This is a genomic window from Streptomyces sp. NPDC026538 (assembly GCF_055567535.1).
Genome location: NZ_JBVHQG010000001.1, coordinates 216067 through 234170, shown reverse-complemented (window position 1 = coordinate 234170; position 18104 = coordinate 216067). Strand labels below are relative to the sequence as shown.

The 18104-nt window shown below is 71.1% G+C and carries 18 protein-coding genes and 1 pseudogene; 9 read left to right on the top strand and 10 right to left on the bottom strand.

Going from position 1 to position 18104, the window contains the following annotated elements; translation table 11 throughout:
- Nucleotides 1-254 precede the first annotated feature (254 nt).
- Complete coding sequence (locus tag ACZ4N4_RS01105; RefSeq protein ID WP_453574108.1) at nucleotides 255-689, bottom strand: hypothetical protein; 435 nt, start codon at nucleotides 687-689, stop codon at nucleotides 255-257.
- Nucleotides 686-1384, bottom strand: a complete 699-nt coding sequence (locus ACZ4N4_RS01100; protein WP_467583060.1) for an ATP-binding protein — start codon at nucleotides 1382-1384, stop codon at nucleotides 686-688. Before ACZ4N4_RS01100 ends, ACZ4N4_RS01105 begins: the two co-directional genes overlap by 4 nt.
- 378 nt (nucleotides 1385-1762) lie before the next feature.
- Between ACZ4N4_RS01100 and ACZ4N4_RS01095 the strand changes: the two genes are divergently transcribed.
- From ACZ4N4_RS01095 to ACZ4N4_RS01085, 3 genes are all read left to right on the top strand, one after another.
- Nucleotides 1763-2623 (top strand): helix-turn-helix domain-containing protein, encoded by an 861-nt coding sequence (locus ACZ4N4_RS01095; RefSeq protein WP_453574104.1) that lies wholly within the window; start codon nucleotides 1763-1765, stop codon nucleotides 2621-2623.
- A complete protein-coding gene (locus tag ACZ4N4_RS01090) occupies nucleotides 2624-2899 on the top strand; it encodes a DUF397 domain-containing protein (protein WP_089100964.1) in 276 nt (91 codons plus the stop codon).
- Between the two features lie 84 nt (nucleotides 2900-2983).
- Nucleotides 2984-3766, top strand: coding sequence for an SAM-dependent methyltransferase (locus ACZ4N4_RS01085; RefSeq protein ID WP_467583057.1), 783 nt, complete (start codon nucleotides 2984-2986; stop codon nucleotides 3764-3766).
- 353 nt (nucleotides 3767-4119) lie between these two features.
- Here the strand turns inward: ACZ4N4_RS01085 and ACZ4N4_RS01080 are convergent, their stop codons facing one another.
- The 3 genes from ACZ4N4_RS01080 to ACZ4N4_RS01070 form a co-directional block, all read right to left on the bottom strand.
- Complete coding sequence (locus tag ACZ4N4_RS01080; RefSeq protein WP_453574100.1) at nucleotides 4120-5607, bottom strand: glutamate synthase subunit beta; 1488 nt, start codon at nucleotides 5605-5607, stop codon at nucleotides 4120-4122.
- Nucleotides 5608-5796: 189 nt separating this feature from the next.
- Nucleotides 5797-6276: an anthrone oxygenase family protein gene (locus ACZ4N4_RS01075; RefSeq protein ID WP_467585251.1), complete on the bottom strand. Its 480-nt coding sequence runs from the start codon at nucleotides 6274-6276 to the stop codon at nucleotides 5797-5799.
- A gap of 217 nt (nucleotides 6277-6493) precedes the next feature.
- The gene (locus ACZ4N4_RS01070) at nucleotides 6494-7195 is read right to left on the bottom strand and encodes a DUF2293 domain-containing protein (protein WP_467583054.1); all 702 of its coding nucleotides are present in this window, start codon (nucleotides 7193-7195) and stop codon (nucleotides 6494-6496) included.
- 203 nt (nucleotides 7196-7398) lie between these two features.
- On the opposite strand from ACZ4N4_RS01070, the gene ACZ4N4_RS01065 reads away from it, so the two are divergent.
- Both ACZ4N4_RS01065 and ACZ4N4_RS01060 read left to right on the top strand, forming a co-directional pair.
- Nucleotides 7399-8031: a nucleoside/nucleotide kinase family protein gene (locus ACZ4N4_RS01065; RefSeq protein WP_467583051.1), complete on the top strand. Its 633-nt coding sequence runs from the start codon at nucleotides 7399-7401 to the stop codon at nucleotides 8029-8031.
- Nucleotides 8032-8163: 132 nt separating this feature from the next.
- Nucleotides 8164-8577, top strand: coding sequence for a PPOX class F420-dependent oxidoreductase (locus tag ACZ4N4_RS01060; RefSeq protein WP_467583048.1), 414 nt, complete (start codon nucleotides 8164-8166; stop codon nucleotides 8575-8577).
- Nucleotides 8578-8632: 55 nt separating this feature from the next.
- On the opposite strand, the gene corA is transcribed toward ACZ4N4_RS01060, so the two are convergent.
- Nucleotides 8633-9760: a magnesium/cobalt transporter CorA gene (gene corA / locus ACZ4N4_RS01055; RefSeq protein WP_450762829.1), complete on the bottom strand. Its 1128-nt coding sequence runs from the start codon at nucleotides 9758-9760 to the stop codon at nucleotides 8633-8635.
- A 177-nt stretch (nucleotides 9761-9937) separates the two neighbouring features.
- Between corA and ACZ4N4_RS01050 the strand changes: the two genes are divergently transcribed.
- Nucleotides 9938-10732, top strand: a complete 795-nt coding sequence (locus tag ACZ4N4_RS01050) for a methyltransferase (RefSeq protein WP_467583045.1) — start codon at nucleotides 9938-9940, stop codon at nucleotides 10730-10732.
- Between the two features lie 48 nt (nucleotides 10733-10780).
- Here the strand turns inward: ACZ4N4_RS01050 and ACZ4N4_RS01045 are convergent, their stop codons facing one another.
- A complete protein-coding gene (locus tag ACZ4N4_RS01045; protein ID WP_467583042.1) occupies nucleotides 10781-11695 on the bottom strand; it encodes a carbohydrate kinase family protein in 915 nt (304 codons plus the stop codon).
- A complete protein-coding gene (locus ACZ4N4_RS01040; protein ID WP_467583039.1) occupies nucleotides 11692-12600 on the bottom strand; it encodes a pseudouridine-5'-phosphate glycosidase in 909 nt (302 codons plus the stop codon). Before ACZ4N4_RS01040 ends, ACZ4N4_RS01045 begins: the two co-directional genes overlap by 4 nt.
- Nucleotides 12601-12672: 72 nt before the next feature.
- Between ACZ4N4_RS01040 and ACZ4N4_RS01035 the strand changes: the two are divergent.
- Nucleotides 12673-13119: pseudogene (locus ACZ4N4_RS01035) on the top strand (VOC family protein).
- Between the two features lie 22 nt (nucleotides 13120-13141).
- Here the strand turns inward: ACZ4N4_RS01035 and ACZ4N4_RS01030 are convergent.
- On the bottom strand, nucleotides 13142-13696 hold the full coding sequence (locus tag ACZ4N4_RS01030; RefSeq protein WP_467583036.1) for a methylated-DNA--[protein]-cysteine S-methyltransferase: 555 nt from the start codon (nucleotides 13694-13696) through the stop codon (nucleotides 13142-13144).
- Nucleotides 13697-13746: 50 nt separating this feature from the next.
- The gene (locus ACZ4N4_RS01025; RefSeq protein WP_467583034.1) at nucleotides 13747-14616 is read right to left on the bottom strand and encodes a glycerophosphodiester phosphodiesterase; all 870 of its coding nucleotides are present in this window, start codon (nucleotides 14614-14616) and stop codon (nucleotides 13747-13749) included.
- Between the two features lie 277 nt (nucleotides 14617-14893).
- On the opposite strand from ACZ4N4_RS01025, the gene ACZ4N4_RS01020 reads away from it, so the two are divergent.
- The gene (locus ACZ4N4_RS01020; protein WP_467583031.1) at nucleotides 14894-15760 is read left to right on the top strand and encodes an MHYT domain-containing protein; all 867 of its coding nucleotides are present in this window, start codon (nucleotides 14894-14896) and stop codon (nucleotides 15758-15760) included.
- A 40-nt stretch (nucleotides 15761-15800) separates the two neighbouring features.
- Nucleotides 15801-17948, top strand: a complete 2148-nt coding sequence (gene uvrB, locus ACZ4N4_RS01015; protein WP_467583027.1) for an excinuclease ABC subunit UvrB — start codon at nucleotides 15801-15803, stop codon at nucleotides 17946-17948.
- Nucleotides 17949-18104: the final 156 nt, after the last annotated feature.

The window sequence follows — 18104 nt, the reverse complement described above, 5'->3', positions numbered from 1 at the left end:
CGTACGACGGGGCTCGCGGGGCACGGGGGAGTGCGCCGGGGGTGCGGGATGAGGATGGGGTGGGCCGGGGATGTGAAGGAGAGCCACGCTTGGGACCCGCCGGTCTCGTGCCGGTCGGTCTTGCACCCATCGGCCTTGCCGCCGGCGATTTGAACGCCGGTCGCTCTCCCGCCGGTCGGCCGCACCCGTCGGCCTCACGCCCCTCGGTCACGCCCCTCGCTCACGCATCGCTGTCCGCCGAAGCGGCGCGGCGGTCACGCGCTCAGGGGGCGGGACCACTCCGGTGTCGTCCCCGTCACCCGGCACAGGGCGAGGTACAGCGGTATCGGCGGGGTGTACGGCACCGTGCCGTCGGGGCGGTGGATCAGCCGGGCGGCGCCGGGAAGCGGGGCCCCCGGGCTGTAGTCGGCCGGGGCGGGCCAGCTGAGGGCATAGTCGGAGTCGGAGGGAACGATCCACCACCAGCGCGTGCCGTCGGCGTACACACAGCCCACCCGCGGCAGCCGGGGGACCACCAGCGGCCCGAGACGCGCAGGTACGGCCACGGCGTCGCAGCCCAGCGGGGTCGTCATGCCCTCGGGCACCGGGACCCGCCGGGCATCGCCCGTGGTCGCCGGCCGCTGGCCGCGCTGCAGCCGGACCAGGGTGTCGAGGCCGAGCGACCGGCCGGCACCGGGGACGCCGTTCACGGTCGCCTCTGCACGGGCACCGGGCGCAGCGCGGCCTCCGGCTGCCCCTCTTCCCCGGAACCGGGCGAGGGACGGTGGGCCGGGCTGTGCGCGGGCCCGTGCGACGGGTCGCGCGAAGGTCCGCGGGACGAGCCACGCGACGGGCCCGGATCGGGGCGGGCGCCCCATCCCAGGTCGTCGCGGGGTTCGGCGGAGTCCTGGGCGGCATCGGTCTGGCGCGGCAGCTCCGCCCAGACCAGCAGCCCGGGACCGTGCTGCTGAGCCCCCCACGCCTGGCACAGCGCCTCGACGAGGAGCAACCCCCTCCCGTGCTCCTCCTCCGGACGCTGTGGGGACGGGTGGGGCTCATCCGGTGCACAGCCCTCGTCGTGCACGGCTATGCGCACCGTGTCGTCGTGGTCGTGCAACTCGCACACGACGCGACTGCTCGCGGTGTGCACGATCGCGTTGGTGACCAACTCGGATATGACGAGTACCGCGGTGTCACAGGTGTCCGCGCAGACCGACCAGCCGGTCAGCCGGGCACGCACCAGGCGTCTCGCCTGGGCGGGGGAACCCGGATGAGCGGCCAACTCGAACCGGAACCGGCGCTCGGCACCGCCCCCACCAGGGGCGACAACCGCGGCAGCGCCGAGACCAAGACGGTCTGCGGCGGCGTCTGTTCCTAAGGGCGGGGACGGAATCACGCTTGCCACTATCGCCCCGCCGTGAACACTTGGCAAGAGTCACTCTGAAAAATGCAGAGTGCTGTGTGACGCGGTGAAGGGCCGTGGCACACTGCTCGCAACAGCATGTCGAGCGGCGCCAGTTGGGATCAGTGAGGATCCGACGGACCGATCCGGCCAATGCGATCGATGCGACTGAACCGGAAGTATCTGGTTGTTCCGGTCAATTCGGTCACCCTGTCCGGTCCGGTCACCCCGTCAGATCTTCGAATGATTCTTCGAATGGCGCCGCTGGGCTGTCAGCATGCCGCTGACACCTGTAGCCGGGTGACACCTGTATGTGGCGGCGACCGCGCCGCCGAGCAGCGCAAGTGGCGGCCCGGCCAGGGAACTTCGTGGAGGTGGAGCGTGAGCGAACCGCGGTCCGCGCCCACCGTGGGCCAGGTGGTCCTCGGTCGGCGCCTCCTTGACCTGCGTGAACGCGCCGGGCTCAAGCGTGAGGAGGCCGCCCGTGTGCTTCGCGTGGCTCCCGCCACCGTCCGCCGTATGGAGATGGCCGAGGTCGCCCTCAAGATCCCGTACCTCCAACTGCTCCTGAAGGCGTACGGGGTGACCGACGACGAGGCCGACGTCTTCGTCCGGCTCGCCGAGGAGGCCAACCAGCCCGGCTGGTGGCAGCGTTTCCACGACATCCTGCCCGGCTGGTTCTCCATGTACGTCAGCCTGGAGGGCGCGGCCAGCCTGATCCGCTCCTACGAGCCGCACTTCGTCCCCGGGCTGCTGCAGACCGAGGACTACGCGCGCGGGGTGCTGAAGTCGGGAGCCGTCGGCCAGACCCAGCCGGAGGAGATCGAGCGCCATGTCGCCCTGCGCATGCAACGCCAGGATCTGCTCACCCGTGATGACGCCCCCCGCTTCTGGGCCGTGATGGACGAGACCGCCCTACGCCGCCCGGTCGGGGGCCCGGAGGTGATGCGCGCGCAGATCGACCGGCTGCTAGAGGTCACGAAGCTGCCCAATGTGACGCTCCAGGTCGCCCCGTTCACGAGCGGGCCGCACCCGGGGACGTACGGGGCCTTCGTGCTGTTCCGATTCGCCATGCCCGAACTGCCGGACATGGTCTACAGCGAGTACCTGACCGGCGCCGTCTACCTGGACGCGCGCACCGAGGTGGCGACCCACCTCGAGGTCATGGACCGCATGGCGGCGCAGGCCGCTACGGCACAACGCACGAAGGAGATCCTCCGGGATCTCCGCAAGGAGCTGTGAATGGATCGCATCAAACCCCAGTCCGGGCCACGGAACCGCACCGAGCGGATCTACAACGGCATGCCCGCCCGGGAACTGGGCAGCGAGGGCTGGCACAAGCCGTGGAGCGGCGGCAACGGCGGCAACTGCCTGGAGGCGATGAAGCTGGCCGACGGCCGGATCGCCGTCCGCCAGTCGACCGACCCCGACGGACCGGCGCTGATCTACACCACGGACGAGATGACGGCCTTCATCGAGGGCGCCAAGGCGGGGGAGGCCGACTTCCTGCTCTCCTGAAACTGCTTCTTTTTTTCTTGTTCAACTTCTTTGTAATGGTGCTGAATTGATCATCGACCCTGTCGGACGCTTACGGAGTGCCTCGTGATCGACACCAGCAAGCCGCATCCCGCGCGGATGTACGACTGGTATCTCGGCGGCAAGGACAACTACCCGGTCGACGAGGAAATGGGCAGGCAGATGCTGGCCCTGGACCCCCGGGTGCCGGTGATGGCCCGGGTCAACCGCGCCTTCATGCATCGCGCCACCCGGTGGCTGGCCGGGCAGGGCGTACGGCAGTTCCTGGACATCGGCACGGGCATCCCGACCGAGCCCAACCTGCACCAGATCGCCCAGAGCGTCGCACCCGACACCCGGGTCGTCTACTGCGACAACGACCCGATCGTGCTGGTCCACGCGGCCGCCCTGCTGCGCGGCACGCCCGAGGGCGCGACGGAGTACCTCCAGGCCGACGTGCGTGACCCGGCGTCGATCGTCGCCGGCGCGCGCGAGGTCCTGGACCTCGACCGCCCGGTCGCGCTGTCGCTCGTCGCCCTGCTGCACTTCGTCCCCGACGAGGACGGGGCGCACGAGCTGGTGGGCCGGCTGCTCGCCGAACTGCCGTCCGGCAGCTACCTGACGATGACCCATGCCACCGCCGACTTCACCCCGGAGGAGTCGGCGGCGGCCACCGCGCAACTCAAGGCGGCCGGAGTCACCCTGGCGCTGCGCTCCCGGGAGGAGTTCGGCCGCCTCTTCGACGGCCTGGACCTGGTCGACCCCGGTGTCTCGGTGGTCCACCACTGGCGTCCGGAACTGGGCGAGCCGGTGCCGGGGCAGGACGACGGCGTGATTCCGGGCTACGGGGCGGTGGGGCGCAAACCGTAACGGCCTCTTCGGCCCAGGTCAGAGCCACGACCACAGAGCGGCCTAGTCAGAGCCACGACCACAGAGCGGCCTGGGGCAGAGCTACGAGCACAGACCGGCCTGGGGCAGAGACACGACCACAGGCGCCGGGGCGCGTCCACCAGGCGGCTGACGGCCACCACCGGGAACGGAGGCTGCCGCATCCGGCCGGGGCCGAGGCTCAGCCCGTAGCAGGCGCTCCAGCGCCCGGGAACTTCGGCGTTCGCGAGTCTCCGCATTCCGGAGGTCCGGGGGTCCGGGGGTCCGGGGGTCCGGGGGTCGGGTGTTCGCCGTCCCGCAGCCTACGGCGGCCGTCCCGCATCCCGCGCTCTCACCTACACGGTCATCGGCCGGTCGTACGGCGATATCGGCGCCGGCAGCTGCGAACTCCCCGTCAGATATCGGTCTACGGCCGCCGCCACCGCCCGCCCCTCCGCGATCGCCCAGACGATGAGCGACTGCCCGCGCGCCGCGTCCCCGGCGGCGAAGACACCGGGCACGTTCGTGGTGAACTCCGCGTCCCGGGCGATCGTCCCGCGCGGTTCCATCACCAGTCCCAGTTGGTCGATGAGCCCGTCCTCCCGGTCGGGGCCCGAGAAACCGAGCGCGAGCAGCACCATGTCGGCTGGCAGTGTCCGGCCGGTCCCGTGCAGCGGCCGCCGCGCCGCGTCCACCTCCGTCAGGTGCAGTGACCGCACATGCCCGCTCCCGTCGCCGGTGAAGCGGAGCGTCGACGCCGCGAACAACCGCGCGTCCGCATGCGCGTCGGGTGCCGTCTCCAGGTCCCGCGCCTCCTCGTGCGCAGCCGACAGCCGGTAGATCTTCGGATACGTCGGCCACGGCTCGACGTCCTCGTCCCGTTCCGCCCCTGGCTGCGCGTAGATGTCCAGCTGGGTCACCGACGCGGCCCGCTCCCGCACCGCCGTCCCCAGACAGTCCGCCCCCGTGTCACCCCCGCCCACGATCACCACGTGCCTGCCGGCCGCCGACATCGGCGACCGGGCCAGATCCCCCTCGCCCACCCGGTTGGACAGCGGCAGATACTCCATCGCCTGGTGTATCCCGTCCAACTCCCGACCCGGTACCGGAAGTTCCCGCCACGCCGTCGCCCCGGTCGCGATCACCACCGCGTCGTACCGCGTCCGTAGCTCCGCCGCCCCGATGTCCCGCCCCACCGTCACCGATGTGCGGAACTTCGTCCCCTCGGCCCGCATCTGCCCCAGCCGCCGCTCCAGATGGTGTTTCTCCATCTTGAACGAGGGGATGCCGTACCGCATCAGCCCGCCCAGCCGGTCGTCCTTCTCGTACACGGCGACGGTGTGGCCGGCCCGGGTCAGCTGCTGCGCCGCCGCGAGGCCGGTCGGACCGGACCCGATCACCGCCACGGTCCGCCCGGACAGCCGTTCCGGCGGCCGCGGCGAGGCGAACCCCTCTGCCCAGGCCCGGTCGGCGATGGCGCACTCGACGTTCTTGATCGTGACGGCCGGCTGGTTGATGGCGAGCACGCACCCCGCCTCGCACGGCGCCGGGCACAGCCTCCCCGTGAACTCGGGGAAGTTGTTCGTCGCGTGCAGCCGGTCGCCCGCCGCCCGCCAGTCCTCCCGTGACACCAGGTCGTTCCACTCGGGGATCAGGTTGCCCAGCGGACACGCGTCGTGGCAGAACGGCACCCCGCAGTCCATGCAGCGGTCCGCCTGCTTGCTGATGATGGGCAGCAGCGCCCCGGGGACGTACACCTCGTCCCAGTCCCGGACCCGCTCCTCGACCGGCCGCCGCGGCCACTCCTCTCGCGGCGTGGTCATGAAACCCTTGGGATCGGCCATGGTCGACTTCCTCGCGTGCGACTGCCCCAGGCCATGCGTCATCGGGCGGCACTCTTTCGGCCACGATACGTCCGCGCGGTCGTGCCCGCAGAGTGGCTGACAGCGCCATCTGCCGGGGCTTCCCGAGCTGGGAATCAGCGGGAGGCCAGCCGGCGGCCAGTCGGGTGTGGGTTTTCTCCCATGCCTCCCTCAGGACAGGGCCAGTACATAGATGATCGTCGCCGCGGCCGACGCGAGGGTGCGCACATGGTTCCACCGCGTCCACTCGCGCACATACGACGTCCAGTAGGAGGCGGCCTCCCGGGTCCCCGGCTCCAGCGAGGCCAGCGCCTCGTTCCGGGGCACGTTCGCCACCAGGGTCAGCCCGAACGAACCGGACAGATACAGCGCGCTGCCCAGCAGCAGCTCCGTCTTCCCCTCCTCCGGCCACACCACGAACGTCACCACCGCGATCAGCGCGCACAGCACCGCCGACCCGGCGAACACCAGCATGAACGCGGGGGTCACCGCGGCCCGGTTGATCGCGTTCATCGCCGCGACCCCCTGGGCCGGCGGCAGCGCGGCCAGCCCGCGCATCACGAAGGCCGAGAACCCGCAGAACACCCCCGCCACCAGTCCGGTCCCCAGTACTCCCAGCAGGACCAGCACGTAATACGGCCCGTCGATCACAGCCACCACACTCACTCTCGCCCCTCGCCTCGGGCACCGCCGCCATTCAAGTCATTGCCCACGCCCGCCCTGCCCGGCTACCTACCTGCTCACCTCCCGTCCCCGGCCTCTTCCGACCGGCTGTACTGCCCGGCCTCCTGTGTCCGGCCTCTTCCGACCGGCTGTACTGCCCGGCCTCCCGTGCCCGGCCCCCTCCGGCCGGCTGGTCCGCCCGGTGTCAGCCGGTGAGGCGGATCTCCACCCCGGCCTCCCATTCCCGCAGCACCGCCTCCACCGTCCTCGCGATCCGCCGCCGCGCCTCGTACCGCGGCACCCCGCCCATCAGCAGCTGGTCGTACGGCGTGTCCACATGCCGCACCCCCGCCACCACCGCCGAGACCACCGCCCCCTCCGTGAGGGCCCGCCCGGCCCTGGTGCGCCCCACCCGCCCGCTGCCCCGCACCGACGCGTGCGCCGCGATCGCCCGGGCCCGCTCCACCGGGCAGCCCGGGAACAGGCGCAGGATCTCTGCCGCGAAGGCCTCCGTGAATCGCACGTCCTCCACCGCCCGCCGCCTGGCGTCCCGCGCCCGGCGCCGCCGCCGCGCCTCGGCATCGGCCAGACACCGCGCCTCGGCCCGGGCCAGTGCGGCCTCCTCGACGAGGACGCCCTGCCGTTCGTGCCGGCTCTTGCGCCGGTTGAACCGCACCACCACCGCCGACAGCGTGCTCTCCTCCCGCGACCGCCGGGTCAGCGCGGTGTCCCCACGCGGCAGGAACACCAGATGCCCGAGATCGGCGCACTCCAGGCACCGCGGTGCCCCGTCCTCCAGCACCAGCATCGACAACGGCCCCCGCAGGCAGGCCGCACACCGCTTGTGCCGAAGAGGCTGCACCACCAGAAGTCCACCGTGGTGAGGGGGAGTTGCGAGGCGCGTCATATGCGGTTCTTTCCCCTTCCGGGCCAGGGATCTCACGTCCGCACGGCGACGGGCACACGACGTGCGGTTCGGTCAGGAGCCGGAGTACGACCCGGCCCCTCGGCCATTCCCGCGGCTCCGGGCGCCGGGCATCCCGGCGAACCTCACCGGAGTGCCCCGGCCCCGGCCGGGCCGCCGCCCGGGCCGCGCGGCATCATGACCCCGTGCGACTCGAAGCGATCACCTGGGACCGGCTCGCCGAGCGCCTCGCCGAGCGGCTGGCCGAGCTGAAGCCCGCCGACGGGGGTGCCTGGCCGCGTGTCGCTCTCGACGGCGCCCCGGCGGCCCGGCCCGGGGACCTCGCGGAGCGCGTCGCGGAGGCGTTGCGCCTGCGGGGCCGGCCTTCGCTCGTCGTGGGCGCCGAGGGCTTCCTGCGCCCCGCCTCGCTGCGTCTGGAACACGGTCGCCGCGACGCGGAGTCGTACTACGGCGGCTGGTTCGACACCAACGCCCTGTGGCGGGAGGTCTTCGGCCCTCTCGACCCCGGTGGGACCGGACGTGTCCTGCCCGACCTGTGGGACCCGGCCACCGACCGCGCCACCCGCAGCCCCTACGTCCAACTCCCGCCCGGTGGAATCCTGTTGCTGCACGGACCGCTGTTGCTGCGGCACTGGTTCCCTTTTGACCTGACCGTCCACCTCCTGTTGTCTCCCGGCGCCCTGCGCCGCCGTACCCCCGAGTCCGAGCACTGGACCCTCCCCGCCTTCGAGCGCTACGAAGCCGAGACCGACCCCGCCGGCACGGCCGACGTCCTGGTCCGCGCCGACGACCCCCGGCACCCGGCGTGGAACGGCTGAGCGTCCCGCGGCAGGCCCCGTCGCCCCGCTCGCATCGGCTGAGCGTCCCGCGGCAGGCCCCCGTCGCCCACTCGCATCGGCTGATTCGGAGAACCGCTTTTATATGTGCATGCATGTAACTAGTCTGGTCACATGCCGACCTCCTCGAACACCCCCACCACTTTCGACGACTCCGTCCGGGCCCTCCTCGACGGCAGGAACTTCGCCAGTGTCGCCACCCTCGGCCCGGACGGTGCCCCGCAGAACTCGGTGGTCTGGATCAAACGCGAGGGCGACACCGTGCTGTTCTCCTCCACGGACGGTCGCCAGAAGGTGCGCAACCTCCGCCGCGACCCCCGCGTCAGCCTCACCGTCTTCGACCTGGCCGACCCCTACCGCTCGGCCGAGATCCGCGGCACCGCCGAGATCCTCCCCGACGAGGCCAAGCGGCTCCCCCTCGAGCTCTCCCACAAATACCTCGGCATCGACCCGCCCGCGGAGAAGGACGACGAGGTGCGCGTGATCATCAGGGTCGTCCCGCGCCGGGTCATCGCCTTCTCGGCTTGAAGCCGCCCCGGGGGGGCGTGGGGGCCTCGGTCCCTGGTGCTGCCCGTCGTGGGGCTCAGAGCCAGCCGTTGCGCCGGAAGCCCCGGTACAGCACCAGACAGGCCAGGGATATGACGCCGATGACGAGCGGGTAGCCGAACCGCCAGTGCAGCTCCGGCATGTGATCGAAGTTCATGCCGTACACCCCGCACACCATCGTCGGCACGGCGATCACCGCGGCCCACGCCGTGATCTTCCGCATGTCCTCGTTCTGGGCGACCGTCACCTGCGCCAGATGCGCCTGGAGAATGGAGTTGAGCAGTTCGTCGAAGGACGCGATCTGTTCCTTGGCCCGCATCAGGTGGTCGAGCACGTCCCGGAAGTAGGCCTGTATCTCCGGGGCGATCACCCGTATCGGCCGGGTCGTCAGCTCCTCCATGGGCCTGCCCAGCGGCACCACCGCCCGCTTCAGCTCCAGGAGTTCACGCTTCATCTGGTAGATCCGACCCGGGTCGGCCCGCGCGCCGTTCTCCGCGAACACGTCCGCCTCGACCTGGTCGATGTCGGCCTGCACCGCGTCCGTGACGTTCAGATAGTCGTCGACCACATGGTCCGCGATCGCGTGCAGCACCGCCGCGGGGCCCTTGGCGAGCTGGTTCGGCGTCGCCTCCAGTTCCTCGCGCAGCGGCCCCAGCGAGCCGTGCCGGCCGTGCCGCACCGTGATCACGAAGTCCTCGCCGACGAACACCATGATCTCGCCCGTGTTCACGACCTCACTGGTCGCCGTCAGCTTCTCGTGCTCGACGTAGCAGACCGTCTTGAACACCGCGAACAGCGTCTCGCCGTACCGCTCCACCTTGGGGCGCTGATGGGCCTCGACCGCGTCCTCCACGGCCAGCGGGTGCAGATCGAACAGCTCGGCGATGCCCGCGAACTCGCTGTCCGTCGGCTCGTGCAGCCCCAGCCAGACGAACCCCTCGCCCTTCTTGCGCACCCGCTCCACTGCCGAGTAGAGATCACTGCACTCGGGGACCCGCGCCCCGGCCTCGTACGTCACGCAGTTGACCACCGAGGAGCCCAGCGGGGACCGCGCGTGATGGTTGAGGTCGACGCGGGGCCGCCGCCGGGCCAGCCGCGCCACCTTGCGCAGACCGCCGGCCCTGCCCAGCCCCGTGACCTTCCGCAGATTCCCTGCCATCGTCATCCGGATCTCCTTGCCTGGATCCCCTCGCGCAACGCTTCCGCGCCCTGCCGGGCAAGTCTGCCAGCCCGGTGTGAGACACGGGTAAGCCTGTGTGAGCAGCGAGTTCCGGTTGGTTCCCGCCTGTGGACAACCCGGCTGGCCGTGCCCGACAACCCGGTCAGCGGGGATGATCCCTTCATGACACAAGCGGACGGATACCTCCTCGACAACCGCCAGAGCGAGGCCGCGCAGCGCTTCGACGCCTTCGCCGCCCTCTTCGACCCCACCACCTTCCGGCACCTCGAGGCATTGGGTATCGGACCGGGCGGGCGTTGCTGGGAGGTCGGGGCCGGTGGCACCTCGGTGGTGTCCTGGCTGGCCAGGAAGGTCGGACCGACCGGCCAGGTCGTCGCCACCGACATCGACACCTCGCTGCTCGCCACGGCCGCCCACGCACCGGTCGAGGTCCGCACCCACGACGTCGGCACCGAGGAGCCGCCGGGGGAGGGCTTCGACCTGGTGCACGCCCGGCTCGTGCTGGTCCATGTCCCGGACCGGGAACATGCCTTGCGCGGCATGATCAAGGCCCTGCGCCCCGGCGGACGGCTGCTGATCGAGGACGCCGACCCCGCCCTCCAGCCGCTCACCTGCCCCTACGAGTACGGCCCCGAGCAGCGGCTCGCCAACCGCCTGCGCCAAGGCTTTCGCGAACTCCTCGCCGAACGCGGCGCCGACCTGTCGTACGGGCGCAAACTCCCGCGGCTGCTCCGCGAGGCCGGGCTGCACCAGGTGGAGGCCGACGCCTACTTCCCCGTCGCCTCGCCCGCCTGTACCGCCCTGGAGTCCGCGACGGTCCGGCAGATCCGCGGCCGGCTCGTCACCGCGGGTCTGGCCACCGACGAGGAGATCGACCAGCACCTCGCCAACGTGGCGGCGGGCGGCATGGACCTCGCCACGGCCCCGATGATCTCGGCATGGGGCCACAAGGAGTAGGCCCACCGGACAGGGCGCCGGGCCGCCGCTTCCGCCCGTGGTGCCGTGTCAACCGTGGACGGGCGGTCTGGCGCCCACGTGTTCCACCGCCCTCGCGCCCGCCCCGCAGCCCCGTGCCGCCGCTTCCCCGGGATCCGCGCCGGCGAGCAGCGCCGCGAGGAACGCCCCGGTGAAGGCGTCACCGGCGCCCGTGGTGTCCTGCGGCGTCGCCGGTTCGGCCGAGACCCGCGCGAGGACGCCACCCGCCTCGGCGACCAGCGCGCCGTCCGCCCCCGCCTTGGCCACCACCAGCGGCACACGGCGGCTCAACTCGGCCGCCGCGTCGGCCGGATCGGACAGCCCCGTCAACAGACAGGCCTCGTCACGGCTCGGCAGGAGGACGTCCACGCCTTCGACGAGCGCCAGGAAGCGGTCCACGCCCAGCGCCACGAGGAACCCGGCCGACGCCGGATCCAGGCTCACCGGCACGCCACGCGCGCGTGCCGACGCCAGAGCCACCGCCACCAGTGCCCGGCTCGGCTCGGAGAACAGCAGATAACCCGACAGATGCAGCCGGGCGACCCCGTCGAGCAACGCGTCCGACCAGTCGGCGGGCTCCAGCCGCAGCGACGCCCCGCTGTCCGTGAGAAAGGTGCGCTCGGCCGAGTCGCCGTTGTCGACCAGGCAGATGACCGTCCCCGTCGCGACCTCCGGGTCCACCACGAGCCGTGGCCGCACCCCGGCCGCGACCAGCTCCCGCCGGTGCCACTCGGCCGCGTCCGTGCCGACCCGCCCCAGCAGCCGTACGTCCGCGCAGCCCGCACGGGCGGCCCAGCAGGCCACGTTGGCGCCCGCCCCGCCGGGCACGGTCCGGATCACGGCAGCCGTGTCCGTGCCGCCCGCGAGCGGTCCCCGGTGCCGCGCGACGACATCGGTGACGACGTCACCGACGACCAGCAGCGCGCCCTCTCCGGCAGTCGTCACCCCCTGGTCCACGCCGACGCGATCCGCGCCGCCAGCCGTACGTTGCCGCGCACGGCCGCCAGGTTGGCCTCCAGCGAGGCGCCGTCCGTGTGCCGGACCAGATAGTCGAGCAGGAACGGCGTGACCCCCTGACCGGTGATCCCCTCCCCGTCGCACGCCTGCAGCGCGTCGGCGAGCACCCGCGCGTGCAGTGCGGGATCGAGCTGCTCCGCCTCCGGGACCGGATTCGCGACGATCAGTGAGGTGTCCGCCGCGTCGAGCGCGTCCTGCGCCCGCATGACCTCCGCGACCTGCGCCGGAGTCTCCAGCGTCCAGTCGACCGGGTAACCGGAGTCGGAGAGATAGAAGCCGGGGAAGCGGTCCGTGCCGTAACCGGCCACCGCCACACCCAGGGTCTCCAGACGCTGCAGGGTCGCCGGCACGTCCAGGATCGACTTCACGCCCGCACACACCACCGTGATCCGGGTGCGCGCCAGCAGACCCAGATCGGCGGACTCGTCCTGGGTGACCGTCCACTCCCGGTGCACCCCGCCGAGACCGCCCGTCGCGAACACCCGGATGCCGGCCAGCGCCGCCAGCTGCGCCGTCGCCGACACGGTGGTCGCCCCGCTCGCCCCCGCCGCCACGGCGAGCGGCAGGTCGCGGTGGCCCAGCTTGCGGATCCCGTCCTCGTTCGCGACCCGCTCCAACTGGTCCTTGTCCAGGCCGACATGGGGCCGTCCGTCCAGCACCGCGATGGTCGCGGGTACGGCACCCTCGTGCCGTACCGCCTCTTCCAGCTCCAGCGCCACCTGGAGGTTGCGCGGGCGCGGCAGCCCGTGCGCGATGATCGTGGACTCCAGGGCCACCACTGCCCGGCCCGCGCAGAGCGCCTCACGGACCTCTTCCGACACCACCAGCACCACGCGCCTGCCTCCTGTCCGTCGGTCTTCCCTCATCTCTGGCGGGCGGAACATCCGGTTAAACGCCTGCGGCCTGTGCCGGACGCCACCAGCCCGTGCCGCACGACGAAGCACACGGCGCGTCTGGACCATGTCGTCCTCTGAGCAGCCGATCCGGTCGCCGCGGCCCGCTTCTACGAGCGGAAGCTCGGCCCGGAGCCTTTGCGGCTCGCCGAGTTCACCGTGGGAAAGGTGCCCTTCCCCTCCGTACGTGTCAACGAGGAGACGATCCTCGACCTCGCGCCGCACACCCTCGCCGAACGCATACCGGCGCTCCCCGGCTCTGCCGGCCACCCGGTGAACCACATCTGTCTGTGGCTGCCGCCCGACGCGTTCGACGCCCTGCGCTGCCGCCTCGCCGAGCACGCCGTCCCCATGACCGACATCGGCCACGACTCCTTCGGCGCCCGCGGGAAGGCCCCGCGCGACTTCTGCTTCCGCGACCCGGACGGCAACGTCACAGAGGCCCGGCACTACTACTGACCGCCGCTCCCGCCGGGGCGCCTCAGAACAGCGGCTCGGGCAGGACGCCCTCCAGGGCGAGCAGCTTCCGCTTGGTCTCCAGACCGCCGCCGAACCCGCCGATGCCGCCGTCGCTCTCCACCACCCGGTGACACGGCACGACGACCGGCAGCGGATTGGCACCCATCGCCGAGCCCACCGCCTGCGCCCCGCCGGGCTGCCCGACCCGCCCGGCCAGGTCCCCGTATCCGACCACGGTGCCGTAAGGGACGCCGGCGGCCAGTTCACGCAGCACCTGCCGGTTGAAACCGGAGATCAGCGACCAGTCCAGCGGCAGGTCGAAGTTCTGCCGCTCACCCGCGAAGTACGCCCGCAGTTGGCGTATCGCCTCGACCAGCACGGGTGCCGCGGCATCCTCGACGGGCTCGGCGCCCAGCCGGGCCGCCAGCCGCTCCAGAGTCCGCTCCCGCACCGCGTCCGTGGCGTGGAAGACCACGGTGACCAGGCCCTCGCGGGTCGCCGCCAGCAGCAGCGGACCGATGTCGGTGCCCACGACGGCCCACACCACCCGCTGCTCGTACTGCCCTTCGCTGTCCATGCGACCCACCGTACGACCCGCCACTGACAACGCCGGCCCGTCCGGGCTGCTCAGCTCGCGCGCAGCGCGGCCCGCACCACGTCCGGCTTGTTGGTGATGAGCCCGTCGACGCCGTAGCCGACGGCCTTCCAGGTGGTGGCCGCGTCGTCCACCGTCCAGGTGAAGACGCGCAGCGGCGTGCCGTGCGGGCCCTCCAATGAGTGCACGGAGGAGACATAATCGGCGGAGATCGACCCCATCGACGGGTTGATCAGGTCCGTGAAGCGCGCGTACCGCTGCAGGGCCGACACGGGCGGTGTGCCGAGGTAGCCGGTCGTCACGGCGGGCTTGAGACCGTGCACGATGCGCAGACTGTCCGCGCTGAAGCTCTGCACGACGATCCGGCCGAGGTGCGGGCCGTCCAGCCAGCCCTCGTTTCCCAGCAGCTTGACGATCTGCTGCTCGATGCACGGGTACAGCTCCGGGTTCTTGATCTCCAGGAGCAGTTTCTCGTGGTTGTGCTCGATCCTGCGCATGTACTGCGCCAGCGTGGGCACGCGCATGCCTGCGTACGAGGAGGAGAACCAGCTGCCCGCGTCCAGCCGGGCGATCTCGGCGGCGGTGAAGTCCTTCACCTTCCAAGGCGCCCGGCCGGGAAAGACCTGTTCGACGTTCGTGGTGCGCGCAAGGCTGTCGTCGTGGAGAACCACCAGCCGGCCGTCCCTGGTGCGCTGGACGTCGTTCTCGACCCAGGTGAAGCCCAGCGCGGCCGCCTTGTCGACGGCGGCCAGCGTGTTCTCGGGGGCGTAGGCGGAGGCGCCCCGGTGCGCGAGCACCGTGGGCTCGCGCACGTCGCCGGCCCGGGCGGCGGGCACGGGGCTCAGCAGGGCGGCCGTGCCCAGCAGCGCGGTGGTCGTGGCGGCGACGGCACGCGCGTGCATGTGTGCTCCTCACGTCGGACGAATACGGACAGCACAAGACTGACAGCAGGGAGTCAACAGCAGCCGGGTACGGGATGGCCGCAGATTGAATGGAGTCACCCAAGTCCGCTCACTGGTGCCGCACAACTGCGGCAAAGCCGTGTTTCTTTGCCGGAAAATCGTTCGACCATTCCGGTGCGGGTCATACTCTCTGCGTCAACCCTGACCGCTCGGGCGGTCCTGGGACGGGGGCGCATATCAAATATTCCGGGACGCAAAGGGTGAAGGGCAGCCACGTATGCAGGGCACGGTCGACGGATTCAGCTACGGGGTCGTCACCCCGCTGGTGGCCTATGTGATGGCCTGCCTCGGCGGTGCCCTCGGACTGCGCTGTACGACCCGGGCGATGCTGGTGGCCCAGTCCTGGCGGCCCGCCTGGCTCGCCCTGGGGGCGGCAGCGATCGGCTCCGGCATATGGACCATGCACTTCGTCGCCATGATGGGGTTCAGCGTCAGGGAGACGCCTGTCCACTACGACAAGACGATCACCTTTGCGAGCCTCGGCCTCGCCATCGTCATGGTGGGTGTCGGGATCTTCATAGTCGGCTACCGGGGTGCGACCGGAACCGCGCTCTTCACGGGCGGCACGATCACCGGCCTGGGCATCGCCTCGATGCACTACCTCGGCATGGCCGGCCTGCGCCTCAACGGCACCCTGGAGTACAACACGCTCACCGTGGGCGCGTCGGTCGTGATAGGGGTCGTGGCCGCCACCTCGGCCCTCTGGGCGGCCGGGCAGATCCGCGGCTTCCTGTGGAGCGTCGGCGCGAGCCTCGTGATGGGACTCGCCGTCAGCGGCATGCACTACACCGGGATGGCCGCCATGAGCGTCCACCTCCACAACACCGGTGCCACGCCCCCCGGCGACTCGCCCGCCTCCCTGCTCGCCCCCATGCTGATCGGCCCGCTGGCCTTCCTCTGCCTCGCCGCCGTCGTCGTGGTGTTCGACCCCATGATGATCATCGGCAGGCCCGACCGGCTCCGCGTGGAGCACAAGCCGGGCGTCCCGGCCGACGAGGTCACCCACCACCCCAGCCGCCGCCCGCAGCTGCGCATCGGCCGCCAGCAGAGCCACCACAGCTCCCGCACTCCGCAGAATCGCTGATCAGAGCCGGTTGTCAGTGCGGGGTCGTACGGTGGAACCCATGCGGCCCGTTTCCCACATCGAACGCACGGTGGCGCCCTTCGAGGTCGTCAGCCCGTACCAGCCCAGCGGCGACCAGCCGGCGGCCATCGCCGAGCTGGCCAAGCGCGTCGAGGCCGGTGAGAAGGACGTCGTCCTCCTCGGCGCGACCGGCACCGGCAAGTCCGCCACCACCGCGTGGATGATCGAGAAGCTCCAGCGCCCCACCCTGGTGATGGCGCCGAACAAGACGCTGGCCGCCCAGCTGGCCAACGAGTTCCGCGAGCTTCTCCCGAACAACGCGGTCGAGTACTTCGTCTCGTACTACGACTACTACCAGCCCGAGGCGTACGTCCCGCAGTCGGACACCTACATCGAGAAGGACTCCTCGATCAACGAGGAGGTCGAGCGGCTGCGCCACTCCGCCACCAACTCGCTGCTCACCCGCCGGGACGTCATCGTGGTCGCCTCCGTGTCCTGCATCTACGGCCTCGGTACACCGCAGGAGTACGTCGACCGGATGGTCCCGCTGCGGGTCGGGGACGAGATCGACCGCGACCTCCTGCTGCGCCGCTTCGTCGACATCCAGTACACGCGCAACGACATGGCGTTCACCCGCGGCACCTTCCGCGTCCGCGGCGACACCATCGAGATCTTCCCGGTCTACGAGGAGCTCGCCGTCCGCATCGAGATGTTCGGCGACGAGATCGAGGCGCTGTCCACGCTGCACCCGCTCACCGGCGAGATCATCAGCGACGACCAGCAGCTGTACGTCTTCCCGGCCTCCCACTACATCGCCGGTCCCGAGCGCCTGGAGCGGGCCGTCAACGACATCGAGAAGGAGCTGGCGGAGCGCCTCGCGGAGCTGGAGAAGCAGGGCAGGCTCCTGGAGGCCCAGCGGCTGCGCATGCGCACCACGTACGACATCGAGATGCTCCGCCAGATCGGCACCTGCTCCGGCGTGGAGAACTACTCGATGCACTTCGACGGCCGCTCGCCCGGCTCTCCGCCCAACACCCTGCTCGACTACTTCCCGGACGACTTCCTCCTCGTCATCGACGAGTCGCATGTCACCGTGCCGCAGATCGGCGCCATGTACGAGGGCGACGCCTCCCGCAAGCGCACCCTCGTGGACCACGGCTTCCGGCTGCCCTCCGCCCTGGACAACCGCCCCCTGAAGTGGGAGGAGTTCCAGGAGCGCATCGGGCAGGCCGTGTATCTGTCGGCGACCCCGGGCACCTACGAGCTGTCCCGCGGGGACGGCGTCGTCGAGCAGATCATCCGCCCCACCGGCCTCATCGACCCGGAGGTCGTCGTCAAGCCCACCGAGGGCCAGATCGACGACCTGGTGCACGAGATCCGCAAGCGCACCGAGAAGGACGAACGCGTCCTCGTCACCACCCTCACCAAGAAGATGGCCGAGGACCTCACCGACTACTTCCTGGAACTCGGCATCCAGGTGCGCTATCTGCACAGCGACGTCGACACCCTGCGCCGCGTCGAGCTGCTGCGTGAGCTGCGCTCCGGCGAGTACGACGTCCTGGTCGGCATCAACCTGCTGCGTGAGGGCCTCGACCTGCCCGAGGTTTCCCTGGTGGCCATCCTCGACGCCGACAAGGAGGGCTTCCTGCGCTCCGGCACCTCACTGATCCAGACCATCGGCCGCGCGGCGCGCAACGTCTCCGGCCAGGTCCACATGTACGCCGACAAGATCACCCCGGCGATGGAGCGGGCCATCGACGAGACCAACCGCCGCCGGGAGAAGCAGGTCGCCTACAACACGGCCAACGGCATCGACCCGCAGCCGCTGCGCAAGAAGATCAACGACATCGTCGCGCAGATCGCCCGCGAAGAGGTGGACACCGAGCAGCTGCTCGGCTCGGGCTACCGCAAGCAGAAGGACGGCAAGGCGGCCAAGGCCCCCGTTCCGGCCCTGGGCGACAAGGCGGCCAAGGGCGCGAAGGCCGGCAAGACGGCCAAGGGCAAGGCGAAGGAGACGGTGCCGACCGACCGTCCGGCGGCCGAACTCGCCGGGCAGATCGAGGAGATGACGGAACGCATGCGTGCCGCCGCCGCGGATCTGCAGTTCGAGATCGCGGCCCGGCTGCGTGACGAGGTCTCCGAGATGAAGAAGGAACTGCGCCAGATGAGGGAGGCGGGCCTGGCCTGAACCCCGAGCCGCCGCCGGACCCCGGCAGGGGCGCGAAGTGTTGCAACACCGACACAAACCGCGGGCCGGGGTTCGGGACTGTCAGCGGCGCTGCATAGGGTTTTGGACAACCGCGCACTTCGCGGCAACCGGGGACATTCGACGAGGGGACAGCAG